The organism is Streptomyces sp. MS19 (genome assembly GCF_047200595.1).
Taxonomy (GTDB): Bacteria; Actinomycetota; Actinomycetes; order Streptomycetales; family Streptomycetaceae; genus Streptomyces.
The window spans coordinates 63,647-81,873 of sequence record NZ_JBJZOH010000024.1 but is presented as its reverse complement, the minus strand read 5'-3'; the positions used below and the strand labels follow the sequence as shown (position 1 = coordinate 81,873).

General features: G+C 72.4%; 17 protein-coding genes. 5 read left to right on the top strand and 12 right to left on the bottom strand.

Features of this window, described 5'->3' with window-relative positions; all coding sequences use genetic code 11:
- From ACL02R_RS21310 to ACL02R_RS21290, 5 genes are all read right to left on the bottom strand, one after another.
- Nucleotides 1-754, bottom strand: a 754-nt coding sequence (locus ACL02R_RS21310; protein ID WP_412798560.1) for a histidine kinase, incomplete at its 3' end; no start/stop codon positions are given.
- A gap of 47 nt (nucleotides 755-801) precedes the next feature.
- The gene (locus ACL02R_RS21305) at nucleotides 802-1,572 is read right to left on the bottom strand and encodes an ABC transporter permease (RefSeq protein WP_412798559.1); all 771 of its coding nucleotides are present in this window, start codon (nucleotides 1,570-1,572) and stop codon (nucleotides 802-804) included.
- A 1-nt stretch (nucleotide 1,573) separates the two neighbouring features.
- Entirely contained in the window at nucleotides 1,574-2,476 is a 903-nt protein-coding gene (locus ACL02R_RS21300; protein ID WP_412798558.1) for an ABC transporter ATP-binding protein, read from the bottom strand.
- Nucleotides 2,477-2,722: 246 nt separating this feature from the next.
- The gene (locus ACL02R_RS21295; RefSeq protein ID WP_412798557.1) at nucleotides 2,723-3,289 is read right to left on the bottom strand and encodes a hypothetical protein; all 567 of its coding nucleotides are present in this window, start codon (nucleotides 3,287-3,289) and stop codon (nucleotides 2,723-2,725) included.
- Nucleotides 3,290-3,503: 214 nt separating this feature from the next.
- The gene (locus tag ACL02R_RS21290; protein WP_412798556.1) at nucleotides 3,504-4,253 is read right to left on the bottom strand and encodes a GNAT family N-acetyltransferase; all 750 of its coding nucleotides are present in this window, start codon (nucleotides 4,251-4,253) and stop codon (nucleotides 3,504-3,506) included.
- 425 nt (nucleotides 4,254-4,678) lie between these two features.
- On the opposite strand from ACL02R_RS21290, the gene ACL02R_RS21285 reads away from it, so the two are divergent.
- The gene (locus ACL02R_RS21285; RefSeq protein ID WP_412798555.1) at nucleotides 4,679-5,038 is read left to right on the top strand and encodes an ArsR/SmtB family transcription factor; all 360 of its coding nucleotides are present in this window, start codon (nucleotides 4,679-4,681) and stop codon (nucleotides 5,036-5,038) included.
- Here the strand turns inward: ACL02R_RS21285 and ACL02R_RS21280 are convergent.
- From ACL02R_RS21280 to ACL02R_RS21270, 3 genes are all read right to left on the bottom strand, one after another.
- Entirely contained in the window at nucleotides 5,022-6,014 is a 993-nt protein-coding gene (locus ACL02R_RS21280; protein WP_412798554.1) for a zinc-dependent alcohol dehydrogenase family protein, read from the bottom strand. The two genes, ACL02R_RS21285 and ACL02R_RS21280, sit on opposite strands and share 17 nt — an antisense overlap.
- 353 nt (nucleotides 6,015-6,367) lie before the next feature.
- Nucleotides 6,368-6,973: an NAD(P)-dependent oxidoreductase gene (locus tag ACL02R_RS21275; protein WP_412798553.1), complete on the bottom strand. Its 606-nt coding sequence runs from the start codon at nucleotides 6,971-6,973 to the stop codon at nucleotides 6,368-6,370.
- A 5-nt stretch (nucleotides 6,974-6,978) separates the two neighbouring features.
- The gene (locus ACL02R_RS21270) at nucleotides 6,979-7,887 is read right to left on the bottom strand and encodes an EamA family transporter (RefSeq protein WP_412798552.1); all 909 of its coding nucleotides are present in this window, start codon (nucleotides 7,885-7,887) and stop codon (nucleotides 6,979-6,981) included.
- Nucleotides 7,888-7,978: 91 nt separating this feature from the next.
- Here ACL02R_RS21270 and ACL02R_RS21265 point away from each other — a divergent pair, with 91 nt between their 5' ends.
- The 4 genes from ACL02R_RS21265 to ACL02R_RS21250 all read left to right on the top strand — a co-directional run bounded on the left by ACL02R_RS21265 (nucleotide 7,979) and on the right by ACL02R_RS21250 (nucleotide 14,230).
- A complete protein-coding gene (locus ACL02R_RS21265; protein WP_412798551.1) occupies nucleotides 7,979-8,482 on the top strand; it encodes a MarR family winged helix-turn-helix transcriptional regulator in 504 nt (167 codons plus the stop codon).
- A gap of 11 nt (nucleotides 8,483-8,493) precedes the next feature.
- A complete protein-coding gene (locus ACL02R_RS21260) occupies nucleotides 8,494-9,045 on the top strand; it encodes a GNAT family N-acetyltransferase (RefSeq protein ID WP_412798550.1) in 552 nt (183 codons plus the stop codon).
- 142 nt (nucleotides 9,046-9,187) lie between these two features.
- The gene (locus tag ACL02R_RS21255) at nucleotides 9,188-13,612 is read left to right on the top strand and encodes a DUF6531 domain-containing protein (protein WP_412798549.1); all 4,425 of its coding nucleotides are present in this window, start codon (nucleotides 9,188-9,190) and stop codon (nucleotides 13,610-13,612) included.
- 3 nt (nucleotides 13,613-13,615) lie between these two features.
- Nucleotides 13,616-14,230 (top strand): hypothetical protein, encoded by a 615-nt coding sequence (locus ACL02R_RS21250; protein ID WP_412798548.1) that lies wholly within the window; start codon nucleotides 13,616-13,618, stop codon nucleotides 14,228-14,230.
- A 172-nt stretch (nucleotides 14,231-14,402) separates the two neighbouring features.
- On the opposite strand, the gene ACL02R_RS21245 is transcribed toward ACL02R_RS21250, so the two are convergent.
- The 4 genes from ACL02R_RS21245 to ACL02R_RS21230 all read right to left on the bottom strand — a co-directional run bounded on the left by ACL02R_RS21245 (nucleotide 14,403) and on the right by ACL02R_RS21230 (nucleotide 18,221).
- Nucleotides 14,403-14,660, bottom strand: a complete 258-nt coding sequence (locus ACL02R_RS21245; protein ID WP_412798547.1) for a hypothetical protein — start codon at nucleotides 14,658-14,660, stop codon at nucleotides 14,403-14,405.
- 526 nt (nucleotides 14,661-15,186) lie between these two features.
- A complete protein-coding gene (locus tag ACL02R_RS21240) occupies nucleotides 15,187-15,966 on the bottom strand; it encodes a succinate dehydrogenase iron-sulfur subunit (RefSeq protein ID WP_412798546.1) in 780 nt (259 codons plus the stop codon).
- Nucleotides 15,966-17,720, bottom strand: a complete 1,755-nt coding sequence (gene sdhA, locus ACL02R_RS21235) for a succinate dehydrogenase flavoprotein subunit (RefSeq protein WP_412798545.1) — start codon at nucleotides 17,718-17,720, stop codon at nucleotides 15,966-15,968. The genes ACL02R_RS21240 and sdhA overlap by 1 nt, the downstream gene beginning before the upstream one ends.
- Before the next feature lie 39 nt (nucleotides 17,721-17,759).
- Nucleotides 17,760-18,221, bottom strand: coding sequence for a succinate dehydrogenase hydrophobic membrane anchor subunit (locus ACL02R_RS21230; RefSeq protein ID WP_412798544.1), 462 nt, complete (start codon nucleotides 18,219-18,221; stop codon nucleotides 17,760-17,762).
- Nucleotides 18,222-18,227 lie beyond the last annotated feature (6 nt).

The window sequence follows — 18,227 nt, the reverse complement described above, 5'->3', positions numbered from 1 at the left end:
CCCCTCCCCCCCCCCCCCCCCCCCCCCCCAGGACCACTTCGAGCTGGGTGACGATCCCGGTGAGGCCCTGCGCGATGGTGTCGTGGATCTCGGCGGCGAGGCGGCGGCGCTCCTCGTCCACGCCCGCCTCCCGCGCCTGCACGAGCAGCTGCGTCTGGAGGCCCGCGTTCTCCGCGAGCGCCTGCTCCAGACGGGCGTTGGCCCGCTCCAGCGCGGCCATGGTCGCGGCCTTGGCCCTGCGCTCCTCCTCCTGCTTCTCGTCGATCCGGCCGAAGACCATGACCAGCGTGGCGTTCAGCGCGAAGAGCGCGCCGAAGAGGAGCAGCTCGGCCGCGGAGCCGGGCGGCAGCCCGCCCGCCTGCGCGCCCGCCATGGTCACGGCCGTCACCAGCAGCCCGGCCCTGGCCAGGCGCGGCGGCAGCAGCGGGACCGCGTCGAAGTAGCCGATCACCGCGTAGATCGAGAAGAACGGGTTCAGCCACGCCAGGACGGCGGCGAGCACGGTGCGCGCGGCGTAGTAGCCGATCCCCGCCGGAGCGCGCCGCGGCGAGTCCCGGCGCTTCACGGCCCACCACGTCTGGAGCGCCAGCGCCGCCGCGACGAGCACCCCGGCCGCGTACACCTCGCCGCGCGACATCAGGGCGGGCGCGGTGGCGGCGCAGACCAGCGTGCCGAGGGCGAGCAGCCCGTACGGGCCCCAGCGGAAGAACGTCTCCCACCCGTCCTCGGCGCTCGGCGGTTCCTGGTTCGGCATGGTGTCCAGCATGCACGGCCCGGGTCCGCCCGCCTGCGGCCAGGGGGTCACTCCCACCGGAACCAGCGGACCGCCGCGCCGATCAGCAGCGCCGCCCACAGGCCCGTGACCCCGAGGTGCGCCCAGTCGGGCCAGGCCCCCGTCGCCGCCTGGTCGAGCGCCTGGGCGGCGGCGCCGAGCGGCGTCAGCTCGACGACGGTCCGCAGCGCGTCGGGCATGGTCTGCACGGGCGCCCACACACCGGCGGTGAACATCATCGGGAAGAACACGATCGTGCCGATGGTCTGCGCGATCTTCGTCGTGCGGGAGAGCGCCGAGACCGTCGCGCCGAGCGCGAGACCGGCGAGCGCGGTGACGAGCAGCGCGAGCCCGTACCCGGCGAGCTGCTCGGGCAGCGCCACGTCGAACGCGAGCCTGCCGACCGTGATCGCCAGGAGCACCGAGACGAGGATCGCCGCGCCGTGCAGCGCGATCTGCGCGCCGAGCAGGGACCCCGGACCGGCGGGGGTGGTGGACAGGCGGCGCAGGATGCCGCGTTCGCGGTAGGCGGTGAGGACGTTCGGCATGGTCTGCACACCGGCGACGATCACCGAGAGCAGCACCGCGATGGGGACGTACAGGTCGATCACGCGGCGGCCGTCCAGCGCCTCGTCCGCCTCGCGGAAGGCCGGGACGAGGCCGAGGATCGTGAGCAGCAGGGCCGGGAAGAGGATGATCCAGAAGAGCGCGCCCGGTTCACGCAGGAACAGCCGGGCCTCCGTCCTGAGGACGGCGGCCGTGCTGCTGGTGCTGGTGCCGGTGTTGGTGGCGGTGGTCATCTCAGGACTCCTGCGCGGTGAGGTCGAGGAACGCGTCGTCGAGGGTGGCGTCCACGACGCGGAGCCGTTCCGCCGTGACGCGGCGCCTGGCGAGGAGGGAGAGGACGGCGGTCACGGTCTCGTCCGTCCCGCTGATGAGGACGCGGCGGTCCTCCTCCCGTACGGACGTGGCGCCCGGCAGCGCGGCCAGCTCGCGCGTGTCGAGCGGCGCGGAGGGGGTGAACGAGATGAGGGTCGAGCCGTTCGCCCGCCCGATCAGGCCCGCCGGGGTGTCGATCGCGGCGACCCGGCCCTTGTCGAGCACGGCGACCCGGTCGCAGAGCCGCTGCGCCTCCTCCATGAAGTGGGTGACCAGCAGGACGGTGACGCCCGAGTCCCTGACCTCCTCGATCAGCCGCCACGTGTCGCGGCGGGCGCGCGGGTCGAGCCCGGTCGTCAGCTCGTCCAGGACGACGACCCTCGGGTCGCCGACGAGCGCGAGCGCGATGAACAGGCGCTGCTTCTGGCCGCCGCTCAGCTTCCCGAACCGCGCGCCGAGCCGGTCCGCCAGGCCGAGGCGCGCCGCGAGCGGGCGCCAGTCGGCGGGCGCGCGGTAGAAGGAGCTGTACAGCTCCAGGGCCTCGCGCACGGTGAGCCTGGCCTGGAGTTCGCTCTGCTGGAGCTGGGCGCCGAGCAGCTGGGTGACCCGGTCGTGGTCCGCGACCGGGTCGAGCCCCGCGACCCGCACCGTGCCGCCGTCGGGGACGCGCAGCCCCTCGACGCACTCGACGGTGGTGGTCTTGCCCGCGCCGTTGGGGCCGAGGACGCCGAAGATCTCGCCCTCCTCGACCGTGAAGTCCACCCCGTCCACGACGGACCTGCCCCCGTAGGCCTTCCGCAGGCCTCTGACCTCGATGACTGACATGCCCCGATGCTCGCCCGCGGCGGGGTCGCGGGGCATCGCCCATCGCGCTCGAAGGGGCATCAGCCGATCGGCTGATGGCGGGGCCGTCCGGACGGCCGGGGGAGCGCGTCGCTCGGCAGGCCAGGGCGGTCTTCCCCGCCAGGCCGCCGCGCAGGCGCAGCGTCGATGCGCCCTCGTCCACGAGCCGCGACGGCCCGGCGAGGCCCGCGCCGTTCCCCGGCGTGGGGGAACGGCGCGGGCGCGCCGTCAGGACGCCGTGGCGACGGCGAACTCCAGGTCGGTCAGGGTGCGTTCGCACTGCCCGCCGGTGGTGCGGGCGGCGCCGATGGCGGCCGAGCCGAGGGTGCCATCGGGCGCGTCCGCCGTCACCTTGACCCGTACGCGCGCGGTGGCCGACTCGCCGGGCTCCAGCGGGTCGGTGGTGCCGAACCAGTCGTACCAGCCCCTCGCCTCCAGCGGCGCCCAGGCGCCGTCCGCCCGCCACTGGGCGGTGAGCGGCACGTCCGAGCCGTCGGCGGTGTCGTACGCGGTGATGTCCGCGAGGGTGAGCAGGCTGTCCACCGGCTCGTCGTAGGTGTTGGTGACGCGGTAGGTGAACGTCGCCCACTGCCCGGCGACGACCGGCTCCGGGATGTTCACCAGCCGCACGTCCAGCTCGCCGCCGTCGTTCCACCACAGGCAGCCGGAGTCGTCGGCGCCGGGGTGGATCGCGCCGGTGGCGGCGGCCGTGGCGGGCGCGGCGCCGAGGAGGGCGGCGGAGAGCAGGGCCGCCGACAGGGCGGCCGTGGCGGTGACGGTACGACGGATGCGCATGTGACCTCTCAGGGTTGTGCGGATGAACGGGGTCGTCCGTTCGCCAGTACGACCGTTCACCTGGGCGGCTGGTTGTGCGTTCACCGTGTGCGTCACGGAATGGGCACATCGCACACACGGACGGACTGCCGTGCTTGGAGCGGCACTTGCCCGGTCCGCCGCGCGCACGGTGTGTTCGTGCGCGCGAACGGCCGGGCAGGCGCCGCCCGTTCCGTCAGCCCCCGAGCGACATGTACAGGCGGGTGCCGCCCGGCCGGTAGCCGACCCGCTCGTAGACCCGGCGCGAGCCGTCGCCCGAGTACTCCAGCCAGACCGACGCCGCGCCCCGGGCGAACATCGTCCCGGTCAGCGCGGCCGTCACGGCTCCGGCGACGCCCCGGCCGCGGAACGCGGGCCTGGTGCCGACGCCGGCCAGCTCCGACATCCCCTCCGCCGTCGCCGACGCGGACCCCGCCCCGGCGCAGCCGCCGTCCGGCGCCCGTACGAGGCGGACCGCGCCGCCGTCCGACAGCGTGCGGCGCAGCCGGTCCGCGCCCTCGGGGGACGGCGGGAAGACACCGCCGAACGCCTCGGACAGGGCCTCGTCCATCGCGGTGAAGTCGGCCTCGGCGGACGGCTCTTCGGCGGTGGGTGCGGCCGGTACGGCGTGGGTGGCCGGGGTGCAGACGAGGTACTCGTGCGCGGCCTCGGTGGTGAACCCGTGCCGCAGCAGCGCGTCCTCGACGGCGGGCGCCGCGTCGGGCGCGAACTCCAGGCGCGGCAGGAGCCCGCGCCCGCGGAACGCGTCGATCAGCGCGCGGACGTCGGCGCCGGTGGGGTCGGCGCCAGGCAGGGGGGTGGCGTAGTTGAGGAACGGGCTGGTGGTCGAGGGGTCGAACCCCGCGACGAATCCGCCGGTCTCGGCCACCTCGGGGCGGCGGCGGAGGTGGGCGACGGCGAAGCGCTGGACGGTGGTGGTGTCCATGGTGATGGTGGTGACCTCACGTGACTGGCGTGACGCGGCACGCGCCCACGGCACGGCGGCCGGGCGCGTACGGCGAGGGCAGGGGGGAGCGGTGCGCGGGCACCGCGACGTGGGGCCGCCGCTGCCGGAGCAGGCGGGCGGACACGGTCCACCCGAGCCGGTACGCCGCCGGGAGGAGGCGTGGACGGCTCAGTGCCGGGGGCGGCCACTGGGGGCGGCCGGGATCACAGGCTTCAGTCCCTGGAGGTGAGGTGTGACGAATGCCGGGGAACCGTCTCACACCCCGGCGGCGCCGGGCAAGCGCTTTTCCGCGCACCCCGCCCGCGCACCCGACGCCACCGTATGTTCGACCCGGGTCGTACGATGGGAACCGTCCCGTCCCGTCCGTGCCGCCGCCGTGGCCGCCGCCGTCCGAGGAGGTCACCGTGGCCCGTCCCCGCACCGCACCCCGCCGGGTGGACAACCCCGGGCCCGAGCAGTGGTCGCTCCAGGGCGTCCTCGACGCGCTCGCCGACCCGGTGCGGCGCGCCCTCGTCGTCCAACTGGCCGACGCCGGGGACGACATGGCGTGCGGCACCTTCGACGTGCGGGTGTCAGCCTCCACGCTGACGCACCACTTCACCGTGCTGCGCGAGGCCGGTCTCGTCCGGCAGTACTACGTCGGCACCGCCAAGATGAACGCGCTGCGCGGCAACGAGATGGAGGCCCGCTTCCCCGGCCTCCTGTCCGCGCTGCTCGCCGCCGCGCACCGCGAACGCGACGCCACCCTCAGTGCCGCACGGTGACGACGACCTTCCCCACCTGCGCGTTCGACTCCAGGTAGCGGTGTGCCTCGGCGATGTCCGCCAGGTCGAAGACGCGGTCGACCACCGGCGCGAACGACCCGTCCGCCAGCCCCGCGCCGACGAACGCGACGGCGCGGGCGAGGCGTTCCGGATCGGTCGTCACCTCGTGCAGCGTGTACGTGCGGGTGGTGAGCGCCGGGAGGGACAGGGCGTTCGGCAGCGGGGTGGGGCGCGGGTCGAGCGCGCCGTAGACGATCAGCCGCCCGCCGGGCGCGACGGCGCGGGCGAGCGCCTCCACGCCCGGCCCGGCGACCGCGTCGAACGCCGTCCGGACGCCCCGGCCGCCCGTCAGCTCCGCGACGCGCTCGGTGACGTCCTCCTCGCCGGTGACGACGACATGCGCCGCGCCCGCGTCCAGCAGCCGCTGCCGCTTGGCGGCGGTCCGCGTCGTCGCGACGGGGACGGCGCCGACGCGGCGGGCCGTCTGGATCGCGGCGAGCCCCACGCTGCTCGACGCCGCCGTGATCAGTACGTGGTCGCCGGGGCGCGTGTGCCCGTCCTCGGCGAGCGCGCCGTAGGCGGTGATGTACGCCATCCATGTCGCGGCGGCCGTCACCGCCGGGACCCCGGCGGGGCGCGGGACGGTGACGGCGGCCGGGACGATCACGTGGTCGCCGTACGTGCCGTAGTCGGTCAGCAGGAAGCCGGGGACCACGCCGATCTCGTCGCCCGGCGCGAAGCCGGTGACGCCGGGGCCGACCGCCTCGACGGCCCCGGCCGCCTCGTAGCCGAGGCGCGCGGGGAACACCGGGTCGTAGCGGTACGTACCGCGGCGGTACAGCGCCTCGGCCCGGTTGAGGCCGATGGCGTCCACGCGGACGCGCAGCTCGCCCGGCCCCGGTTCGCCCACCTCGACCTCGCGCAGCTCCAGCACCTCGGGGCCGCCGGTCCTGTCGAACATCACTGCTGTGGCCACGGTGTCTCCTGGGTCGCTCGGGCCGGTGCGCAATTTCGATGATGATCGTACTATGATCGTGATCGAAACAGTGCACCGTGCCCCCGGGCGGCACCACGGCCGGTGGAACGCCACCTCCGTAGCGCGCGGACGGCCCGTCCAGCAGCGGCGCGTACCGGCCGCGCAGGTGCCGGTCCACGAAGGCCGTGACGCACGCCCGGGTGATCGCGGCGCAGCGGCCACCGTCCAGGTCCTGCATCGGGATGCCCAGCTGCGCGGCCAGCGGCGCCACGTCGCTGAACGACGGGTGCTCCATCCCCTCGACGGTCAACCAGCGCTTCCAGCCCGTCAGTCCACCCCACGTCTCGTCCCAGTCAGGCGCGGCCCACCGTGATGCGGGTGCGGTGGTGGCGGGGGGTCTCGGCCTCGTCGAGCAGGGCCGCCGCCATGTCCTCCATCGACAGCGACGAGTTGCCCGCCGCGTCCACGAGGAGTGCGTCCTTGCCGACGGTGTAGCGGCCCGTGCGCGCACCGGGGGCGAAGTGCGCGGACGGGCTGACGTACAGCCAGTCCACGTCGTCCGGCGCGTCGGCGAAGGCGGCGAAGTGCGCGTTGCTCGCCAGCGCGATGGTGCGCCACTGCGGCGGGACGAAGCGCGGGTCGTCCACCGCGAGCCGTCCGTCCGTGCCCGGGACCGTCAGTCTGCCCGCGCCGCCGACGACCAGCAGGCGCACGCCCGTTCCCGTCAGGCCGTCGAGCAACGCGCGGGCGGCCGCCGCGTGTTGGTGCTCCGCGCCGGGGGCCGGGCGGGTGGCGGAGACGACGACGTCCTGTCCCGCCGCGAGCCGCGCGACGGTGGCCGGGTCGGTCGCGTCGCCGTCGCGGCGCGTGGCGGCGGTGACGTCGTGGCGGCGGCGCAGGGCCTCGGCGACGATGCGGCTGCCGGTCTCGCCCGACGCGCCGATGACGGTGATACGCACGGGGGTCACCGCGCCTTTCCGGTACGCGGCTCGTACTGCGCGGCGGCGACCGAGGTCATCGCCACGGCGAAGCCGAGGAGTTGCAGGTGGGTGAGCGACTGGTCGAGGGCGAGCCAGCCGAGGAGCGTCGCGACGGCGGGCGAGAGCAGCGGCAGGAACGACAGCGCCCCCACCGGCAGCCGGCCGACCCCGTTGAACCACAGCGCGTACGCCAGCAGCGTCCCCACCAGGCTCAGCCACGCGTAACCGCCCAGCGCCGGCAGGTCGATGGACGGCGGCGCGCCCTCGCCGATCAGCGCCACCGGCACCAGCAGCAGGCCGCCGGCCGTCAACTGCCAGCTGGTGAACGCCAGTACGCCGACCCCCTCGGGGCGGCCCCACCGCTTGGTCAGCAGGACGCCGACCGCCATCACGGCCGTGCCGCCGAGCCCCGCGGCGACGCCGAGCGCGTCGAACGCGACATGCCCGCGCAGCACCATCAGCGCCACCCCCGCCGTGCCCGCGACGGCCGCGACGAGGCGGCGGCGGGTGGTCCGTTCGCCGAGGAACGCGAAGGCCAGCGCCGCGACGATCAGCGGCTGCGCGGCGCCCAGCGTCGCGCCGACGCCGCCGGGGAGGCGGTAGGCGGCGACGAAGAGGAGGACGAAGAAGGCGCCGATGTTGAGCGTCCCGAGGACGGCGGCGCGCCACCACCAGTCGCCGCGCGGGAGCCGGCGGCCGAGCGCGAGGGCGATGAGCCCGGCGGGCAGTGCCCGTATCGCGCCGGAGAGGAGGGGGCGTTCGGGCGGGAGCCACTCGGTGGTGACGAGGTAGGTCGTGCCCCAGGTGACGGGGGCGAGGGCGGCGAGGCCGGTGACGGCGAGGGTGGACGAGGCGGACGGGGTGGCGCGGACGGGGGCGGTGACGGTGGCCACGACGACCTCTCAACGTTGAACTGTTTTACGTTGAGGAGGCTAGATCAGGTGATAGCTTCTCGTCAAACAGTTCAACGTTAAGGGGTTCCGGATGGACGACGCGCTCGACTGGATGATCGGCCAGTGGCGGACCGAACGCCCCGACCTCGACGCCTCACCGATGGGCGTGGTCGGCCGCCTGCAACGCGCCTCCCGCCTGCTCGAACGCGGCCTCACCGACCACTTCGCCCCCCACGGGCTCCAGCGCTGGGAGTTCGACCTGCTCGCCACCCTGCTCCGCGCGGGACCGCCCTACCGCCTCAGCGCGGGCGCGCTCGGCCGCGCCGCCATGGTCACCTCGGGCGCGGTCACCAACCGCGTGGACCGCCTCGCCGCCCGCGGCCTCGTCACCCGCGAACCCGACCCCGCCAGCCGCCGCAGCATCCTCGTCGCCCTCACCGACGAGGGCCGCGCCACCATCGGCGCCCTGCTGGAGGGCCACTTCGCGAACGAGATCCGCCTCCTCGCCGCCCTCACCCCCGCCGAACGCGACCAGCTCGCCGGCCTCCTGCGCAAACTGCTCCTCGGCCTCGGCGACCTGCCCCCCGAGCAGTAGGCTCACCTCCCATGCCCGAACTTCTCACGCCCCGCCTGCTCCTGCGCGAATGGCGGGACGACGACCTCACCCCGCTCGCCGCCATCGACGCCGACCCCGAGGTGATGCGCCACATCGGCGACGGCTCACCCCGTACGCGCGAGCAGACCGCCACCTCCCTGGTGAACATGCGGCTCGGCTGGCGGGAGCGTCCCTGGGGCATCTTCGCCGTCGAACTGCGCGACACCGGCGAACTCGCGGGCTGGACCGGCTTCGCCACCCCCCGCTTCCTGCCCGAGGTCCTGCCCGCCGTCGAGATCGGCTGGCGCCTCGCCCGCGCCCACTGGGGCCGCGGCATCGCCACCGAGGCCGCCGCGGCGGCGCTGCGCTTCGGCTTCCGCGACGCCGGGCTCGACCGCGTCGTCAGCATCTGCCACGCCGACAACCACGGCTCCGCCCGCGTGATGGCGAAGCTGGGCATGCGCGAGGACCGCCGCACGACAGTCCCCGCCACCGGCGCACCGGTGATCGTCCAGGCACTCACACGCGCCGACCACGAGACGCACACCACCCCCGAAGCCTGACCCCTGCGCCACCTGTGGGCGATCGCCGGACGATCCCGCCGTCCTGCCTGCAACCGAGTAGGCCCCCTGTCGCGTGTCCGCAGGAACGCACCGATTCCGGGGAGGACTCATGGCGCGGCCTTCTGATTGGTCTCCGGTGGGGATGGACTCCGATCCGACGCCGGGTGATCCCGAGGAAGTCCGGGAGCTTGCCGAGGAATTGCAGACGTTCTCCGACGATGTGGCGGAGGCGTTGGGGAAGATCCGCGGCTTGGCGTCGGATCGTGCTGTGCAGGACTGGGCGGGGCTCTCCGCGGAGGCGTTCCGCAGCGAGTTCGACGGCGTGCCGGGCAATCTGGAGAAGCTGCGGGACTCCTACGACCTGTGCGCGCAGGCGTTACAGACGTACTGGCCGAAGCTCCAGACCGCGCAGGGGCAGGCGGACCGCGCGCTGGACCGTGCGATCGCCGCGCAGGCCGATCTGACGTCGGCGCAGGGTGCGTTGGGGGATGCGCAGGGGTGGGTGTCGCGGGCCGGTGAGGAGGCGGAGCGCCTTCAGCGGGAGGGCGAACGGGCGGGCGCGCCGCCGCCGGACGAGGCGGAGGTACGTGCGGCCACCCGTGACCGCCAGGCCGCGGACGAGGCCCAGGAGGCGGCGCAGGCCCGCGTGGACACCGCGCAGGACTCCCTGGACGCGGCCCGCGAACTCGCCCGCCAGGCCAAGGAGATACGCGAGGAAGCCGCGCGCCAGGCCGCCCGCGACATCGACGAGGCGTCCGACGCCGGTATCCAGAACCGCAAGTGGTGGCAGGACGCGGTGCATTGGGTCACGGAAAACTGGGACACCATCGTCAACGTCTGCAAGGTGATCGTCGCCGTCCTCGGCGTCGTCGTCATGATCATCGGCGGCCCCCTCGCCTGGGTCGTCCTCGCCGCCGCACTCGTCGTCCTCACCGACACACTCATCAAATACGCCAGAGGCGAAGCAGGCCTCCTCGACGTCGCCTTCGCCACACTCGACTGCATCCCCGGCATGAAAGGCCTCACCACCCTCGGCGGCCTCGCCCGCGGCCTCCGCGGCGGCCTCACCGCCGCCCGCACCGGTCTCCACGGCCTCGCCCAAGGCGCCCGCGGCCTCGGCCAGGGATTGCGCAGCATGGGCCGCACAATCCGCAGCCTGATCACCCGGGGCGACCCGATCGACATGGCCACGGGAGAGATGGTGCTGTCCGCCGTCGATGTCGAGCTGCCCGGTGTGCTGCCGCTGATCCTCGAACGCCACCACCGCACCTCCGTCCAGGCCGGCCGTCTCTTCGGCCGAGCCTGGGCGTCCACCCTCGACCAGCGCCTGGTCCTGCGCGAGAACGGCATCGACTTCTGCGCCGAGGACGGCATGCTCCTCAGCTACCCCCGCCCCATCCCGGGCGAGCCCGTCCTCCCTGTCGAAGGCCCCCGGTGGACCCTCACATGGGACGGCCGCCCCGAGTCGCCGCTCGCCCTGCACCAACCCGAGACCGGCCACACCCTCCACTTCGCCCCGATTCCCGGCCGCCGGGGCGGCGAACTCCCGCTCGTCTCCCTCACCGACCGCAACGACAACCGCCTCACCGTCCACTACGACGGAGCCGGTGACCCCTCCGCCCTTGTCCACAGCGGTGGTTACCGCCTCGGGATCACGACCGAGGCCGGCCGCGTCACCGAACTCCGCCTGCTCAGCGACCCCGGGCGACCTGTCCTGGTGCGTTACGGCTACGACAGCTCCGGGCTGCTCGCCGAGGTCATCAACTCGTCCGGCATGCCGCTGAAACTTTCCTACGACAACCGCCACCGGCTCATCCGGTGGGAGGACCGGAACGGCTACTGGTACTCCTACGCGTACGATGCCGAGGGCCGCTGCGTCTTCACCACCGGCACCGACCGGGTCTTGGAGTACCGCTACCGCTACGACCCGGAGAACCGCCGTACCCACGCCGTCAACTCCCTGGGCCAGGAGGCGGTCTACCACTTCAACGACAGCTTCCAGCTCATCGCCGAGACCGACCCGCTCGGCCACAGCTCGGCCCGCGAGTGGGATCGCTACGACCGCCTGCTGTCGCTGACCGATCCCTTGGGCCGCACCACCCGTCACACCTACGACGACAGCGGCCGCCGCACCTCCGTCACACGTCCCGACGGCCGCACGATCCGGGTGCGGTACAACGAACTCGGCCTGACCTCCGAGGTCGTCCAGGCCGACAGCTCCGTCTGGGCCTACGCCTACGACGGCTCGGGCAACCGCACCGCCGTCCGCGATCCCGCGGGCGGCACCACCCGCTTCGCCTACGACCGGCACGGCGCGCTGACCGCCGTGACCGACGCGGCCGGGAACATGGCCCGCATCCGGTGCGACGGGGCCGGGCTGCCCGTCGCCTTCACCGACGCGCTCGGTAGGACCACGGAGTACCGCCGCGACGCGTTCGGCCGCACCGTCGGCATCACGGACCCGCTCGGCTCGGTCCACCGCGCCGAGTTCACGGTCGAAGGCCGGATGTCGAGCCGCACCGACCCGCTCGGCGGCGTACAGCGGTGGACCTATGACGCCGAGGGCAACTGCCTCTCCCACACCGACGCCAACGGCGCCACCACGCGCCATGAGTACGGTCCGTTCGACCTTCCCGTGGCCACGACCGGCCCGGACGGCGTCCGTCACTCGCTGGTGCGCGACACCGAACTGCACCTCACCCGCGTCGTCGGCCCCGAGGGCCGGGCGTGGGACTACACCTACGACGCGGCCGGCCGCCTGACGGCCGAGAGCGACTTCCACGGACGCGCCTTCACCTACCGCCTCGACCCTGCCGGGCAGCTCGTCGGACGGACCAACGCCGCCGGCCAGACGGTCACCTACACGCTCGATCAGCTCGGCCGGCCCGTCGAACTGGACGCGGACGGCCGGATCACCAGTCTCACCTACGACCACCTCGGGCAACTGCTCACCGCGACCGCGCCGGGAAGCGAACTCGTCGTCGAACGGGACCCGTCCGGCCGCCTCCTGTCGGAAACCGTCAACGGCCGCACCGTCAGCTACACCTACGACCTCCTCAACCGGCCCGTGTCCCGCACGACCCCCTCCGGTCACATCAGCACCTGGTCGTACGATGCGGCTGGGCACCCCGGAACGCTTGAGTCCGCCGGGCGCACGCTGTCGTTCACCCATGACGCGGCCGGGCACGTGACCAGGCGGGCGTACTCCTCGGGTGTCACCGTGGACCAGGCGTGGGACCCCGCCGGGCGCCTCACCTCACTGGCCGTGACCGGTCCGGCTGAGGGGATTCCGGAGCGACGGACCTACGCCTACCGCGCCGAAGGCGTCCCCACCAGCGTGGGAGGCGTCCGTTTCTCGCTGGACGCCCGAGGCCGCGTCACGGGCTGCACCGACCAGTGGACCGGCTCCTGGGAGGAGTCGTACGCCTACGACCCGCTGGGGCGCCTCGTCGACGCCGACTGGCCGGACGCGGGCGACGCCGGTGGCGAACGCGTCCATGCCGACGGCCTGATCACCAGGGCGGGCCGCTACCGCTACGAGTACGACAGCGCCGGACGCATGGTGCTCCGGCAGAAGGGCCGCCTGTCCAAGAAACCCGCCACCTGGCGCTACGAGTGGGACGCCCAGGACCGTCTCACCGCCCTGACCACGCCGGATGGCGTCCGCTGGCGCTACCTGTACGACCCGTTCGGCCGCAGGCTCGCCAAACAGCGGCTGGCCGACGACGGTGCCGTGGCCGAGGAGACGACGTTCACCTGGTCGGGCACCACGCTGGTCGAGGAAGCCGGTCCCCGCGTCACGCGCACCTGGGACCACGACGGGCGCGTCCCCCTGGCCCAAGTCGAGCAGGACGAGTTCGACCGGCGGTTCTACGCCATCGTCACCGACCTGGTGGGGACGCCGACACAACTGGTGGACGAGGACGGCCGGACCGCCTGGAGATCCCGCTCGACGGTCTGGGGCCTCACCTCCGCCGAGCCCGGCAGCACCGCCGACACCCCGCTGCGTTTCCCCGGCCAGTACCACGACAGCGAGTCCGGCCTGCATTACAACTACCAGCGCTACTACGACCCCGGAATCGCCCGCTACCTCACGCTCGACCCCCTGGGCCTCGGACCCGCCCCCGACCCCGGCGGCTACGTGGCGAACCCGCTGATCTTTAGCGACCCACTGGGTCTCGCAGCCCACGACGACCTGGTGGTCCTCTACCACGGCGCATCGGACTTCCGCGGCACCGTGTTCCAACTGGGCGCACCCACGGGCGTCACCGTACGCGGCGCGACCCCACAACCTGGCCTGTACCTGACCGACGACCTGACACGGGCTGTCCAGCAGTATGCGGGTGTGGGCGGACGGGTGGTCCGTGTGGAGGTGCCGCGCGACTTCGCGGACCGCATCCGCCAGATGGGCGGGCCGCCGGGGAACCGGCAGCCGGAATGGTTCGTCGACAACGCGGCCGATCTCGCGCAGGTCAACAATGGCATCATCGGCATCCGGGACTCCATGGACGCGTTCATGAGCTGGATGAACCGCGGGCCGGGACAAGCACCGGAAAGCAGGCTGTGAGTGATGACATCCCCCTCGTCCGTGCCGGAATCGTCGCTCGCGCGGGAGGTGTTCGGGCCGCTCGGCGGGATCGTGGTGCTTGCGGCGACGGCCGAGGGTGTGCCGGTGGCGGTCGGCCGGTTCGCCGAGCGGCGGCGGGCGGAGCTGGACCACCTGCTCGGAGCCGTCCAGGAGGCCGGGGCGTTCGGGGACGGCACGATGGCCCTCGTCGACGAGTTGGGCTGGCACCGTGACCACGACGCGACCCCGTTCCTGCTGATGTGGTCCGGGTTCATCGAGCCCTACCCGTTCGACACCGGCGACCCCGCGGTGGTGGCCCGGATGGTGGAGATGGGTGCCGACCTCCAGACCGTGCAGTTCCTGCACGCCCTCCTCGCCGCGGCCCTCACCCGGCATGCCGGGGCCGCCGGTCCGGTCGCGAGCGTCGCCGAGGCGCTGCGGACGGCATGCGCCCTGCTCGGCGGCGTGGTCACTCCTCCCGCGGTCTTCCGCACGTGGCGCGTCACGCACCTCGCCGGAATCCTCCGTCCCGACTCGCCGACCCCCGGGGAGGCCCGGGAGCGGTGGCGTGACGCCGCACTCCGCCTCGAAGCGTTGCTCGCCCCCGCCGTCGGCTGAGCGTCACCGCCGTCCCGCCTTGCGCACAGGATGCCCCGTCGGGGGCCGCCGTCCGCTTCCCTGCCATCCGCCCGTCATGGGCCGGAAAACGATCGGCCGCGCCCCTGGGGCGTGCATGCCGAAGGCCCCCGTGGTGTGCGGGGGCTTCCGGGGGGAGGGCTGCTTTCCCGTCCTATGAGGCGTCCTCGACGAAATAATTGCTGCATGTCCAGCTCAGCACGGCCCTGGTGCTGTATTCGCCGAGACAGACCTCGTAATTGATCCAGCCGTTCTCGGGAATGTCCATGTTGTGGTCGATGCGGGTGCCCGCGCCGTGGTAGTTCCACGCGAGGCCGGCCAGGCCGGAGACGTCCGAGCGGTAGTAGCGCGCGACGGCCGACCATCCGTCGGCGACGTTGTCCCAGACGTACAGGTGGTCGCCGTTCTTCACGAAGGAGGCCGAACCGTGGCAGGGGTCGAGACTTACGCCGGTTGTGCAAAGGTCTCCCACGTGGAAACCGCTGTTCTGCCATTTGTCGGCGGCCTGGGCCGGATTGCCCATCGTCAGTGTCACAAGGGTCGCAGACGCGACCGCGGCGGCCCGGAGAATCGTTCTCGACTTCATCTCTTGTTCTCTTTCCACGAAGGCGAAGTGGTTCGTCGGAGGGAACAGTGGCGAACGGAGGATGTGCCTCAGGAGAGCAGTCGAACGTGAACAGCAAAGCGGAAGGCCCTCGCCCAGTTGGGCCTGGCGTGTGAAAGATTCCCACAGGTGTGACGGTCCGGCAATGAACTTGACCGGGATTTGGTAAAGCAAAGCCCGATGCGTATTCGATAACCGGCATTATCTCTTTAGCTCGTTGTTTGAGCTGAGAAATATTGATTGATCCCGCGAAGTCCCGGGCGAGACCGGCGGAATACACGCCGAAGGCCCCCGTGCGTCACGGGGGCCTTCGGAACGGACACAGGGACGCGGCTCAGAAGCGGCGCGTGATCAGCGCGCGCTTGACCTCCTGGATCGCCTTCGTCACCTCGATGCCGCGCGGGCAGGCGTCCGTGCAGTTGAACGTCGTACGGCAACGCCACACGCCGTCCCGGTCGTTGAGGATCTCCAGACGCTGCTCGCCGCCCTCGTCGCGCGAGTCGAAGATGAAGCGGTGCGCGTTGACGATCGCGGCCGGGCCGAAGTACTGCCCGTCGTTCCAGAACACCGGGCACGACGACGTGCACGCCGCGCACAGGATGCACTTGGTCGTGTCGTCGAACCGCTCGCGGTCCGCCGCCGACTGGAGCCGCTCGCGCGTCGGCTCGTTCCCCTTGGTGATGAGGAACGGCATCACGTCGCGGTACGCCTGGAAGAACGGGTCCATGTCCACGACCAGGTCCTTCAGGACCGTCAGGCCCTTTATGGCCTCGACCACGACCGGCTTCGCGGCGACGCCGTCCTTCAGGTCCGTGATGTCCTTGATCAGCGTCTTGCAGGCCAGCCGGTTCTTGCCGTTGATCCGCATCGCGTCCGACCCGCAGATCCCGTGCGCGCAGGAACGGCGGAACGTGAGGCTGCCGTCCTGCTCCCACTTGATCTGGTGCAGCGCGTCGAGCACGCGCTCCTTCGGATCGATGCGCAGCTCGAAGTCCTCCCAGTACGCGTCCGCCGCGAGCTCCGGGTTGAACCGGCGGATGCGGAAGGTCACCGTGACGAGGTGGCCCGCGTCCGCCGGGGCGGACTCCGTCTTCTCCAGGGTCGGGGTAGCCATCAGTACGTACGCTCCATCGGCTGGTAGCGGGTCTGGACGACGGGCTTGTAGTCCAGCCGGATCGTCTGGTTGCCGTCGGCGTCCACCTCGCGGTAGGCCATGGTGTGGCGCATGAAGTTGACGTCGTCGCGGTTCGGGTAGTCCTCGCGGTAGTGGCCGCCGCGCGACTCCTTGCGGGCGAGCGCGGAGACGACCAGCACCTCGGCCAGCTCCAGCAGGTTGCCCAGCTCCAGGGCCTCCAGCAGGTCCGTGTTGAACCGGCGGCCCTTGTCCTGCACCGACACGTTGCGGTAGCGGCGGCGCAGTTCGGCGATCTCCTCCTGCGCCTCCTTCAGCGTCTGCTCGGTGCGGAACACCATGGCGTTCTTGTCCATCGTGTCCTGGAGCTCCCGGCGGATCACCGGCACGCGCTCGCTGCCCTCGGCGTCGCGCATGCGCTCCACCTCGTCGGCCACGAACTTCTCCGGCGCGTCCGGCAGCGGCACGAAGTCGGCGGTCGCGGCGTACTCGGCGGCGGCGATGCCCGCGCGGCGGCCGAACACGTTGATGTCCAGCAGGGAGTTGGTGCCCAGCCGGTTCGCGCCGTGCACGGACACGCAGGCGACCTCGCCGGCCGCGTACAGGCCGGGAATGACGTCGGTGTTGTTGGCCAGCACCTCGCCCAGCACGTTGGTCGGGATGCCGCCCATCGCGTAGTGCGCGGTCGGCTGGATCGGGATCGGGTCGGTGTACGGCTCGATGCCCAGGTACGTGCGCGCGAACTCGGTGATGTCCGGCAGCTTCGCGTCCAGCTGCTCCGGCGGCAGGTGCGTCAGGTCCAGGTAGACGTGGTCGCCCTCGGGGCCGCAGCCGCGGCCCTCGCGGATCTCGGTGTAGATCGAGCGGGAGACGACGTCGCGCGAGGCGAGGTCCTTCATGACGGGCGCGTACTTCTCCATGAAGCGCTCGCCGTCCTTGTTGCGGAGGATGCCGCCCTCACCGCGGGCGCCCTCCGTCAGCAGGATGCCCATCTTCCAGATGCCGGTCGGGTGGAACTGGAAGAACTCCATGTCCTCCAGCGGCAGCCCGCGCCGCCACGCCGCCGCCTGGCCGTCGCCGGTCAAGGTGTGCGCGTTGGAGGTGACGCGGTAGAACTTGCCGTTGCCGCCCGAGGCGAAGACGACGGCCTTCGCCTGGAAGACGTGCAGCTCGCCGGTGGCCAGCTCGTACGCGACGACGCCGGCCGTCTTCTTGACGCCGTCCACCTCGTTGAGGAGGAGGTCGAGCACGTAGAACTCGTTGAAGAACTCCACGCCCTCCTTGACGCAGTTCTGGTACAGCGTCTGGAGGATCATGTGACCGGTGCGGTCGGCCGCGTAGCAGGAGCGGCGCACGGGCGCCTCGCCGTGGTTGCGGCTGTGGCCGCCGAAGCGGCGCTGGTCGATGCGGCCCTCGGGCGTCCGGTTGAACGGCAGGCCCATCTTCTCCAGGTCGAGGACCGAGTCGATGGCCTCCTTCGCCAGGATCTCGGCGGCGTCCTGGTCGACCAGGTAGTCACCGCCCTTGATCGTGTCGAAGGTGTGCCACTCCCAGTTGTCCTCCTCGACGTTCGCGAGGGCCGCGGCCATGCCGCCCTGCGCTGCGCCGGTGTGGGAACGCGTCGGGTACAGCTTGGTCAGCACGGCGGTGCGGCTGCGCTTCGTGGCCTCGATGGCCGCGCGCATCCCGGCCCCGCCCGCACCGACGATGACGGTGTCGTACTTGTGGATCTGCATGCTTGGTCTGCCTGCCTCGTGCCTGCTCGGCGCCGTGCGTCAGCGGATGTTCGGGTCGAAGGTGAAGATCACCAGCGTGCCCAGCAGCACGGTGAACACCGTGGCCGTGTACAGCAGCATCTTCAGCCAGAAGCGCGTGGTGTCCCGCTCGGCGTAGTCGTTGATGATCGTGCGCAGCCCGTTCGCGCCGTGCAGCATCGCGAGCCACAGCATGATCAGGTCCCAGGCCTGCCAGAACGGCGACGCCCAGCGGCCGGCGACGAACGCGAAGCTGACCTTCGAGACGCCGCCTTCGAGGACGAGCTGGATCAGCAGGTGCCCCAGCACCAGGACGACCAGCACGATGCCGGACAGCCGCATGAACAGCCAGCCGTACAGCTCGAAGTTCGTCCGCGTCGCGCGGGGCGTGCGGGCGGTCCGCGCGCGCGGGGGCTCGATGACCGGCGCGGGGCTGACCGCGTAGTCGGTGCCGTCCGTGACCTGCGAGATTTCGGTGGACATCGGTCA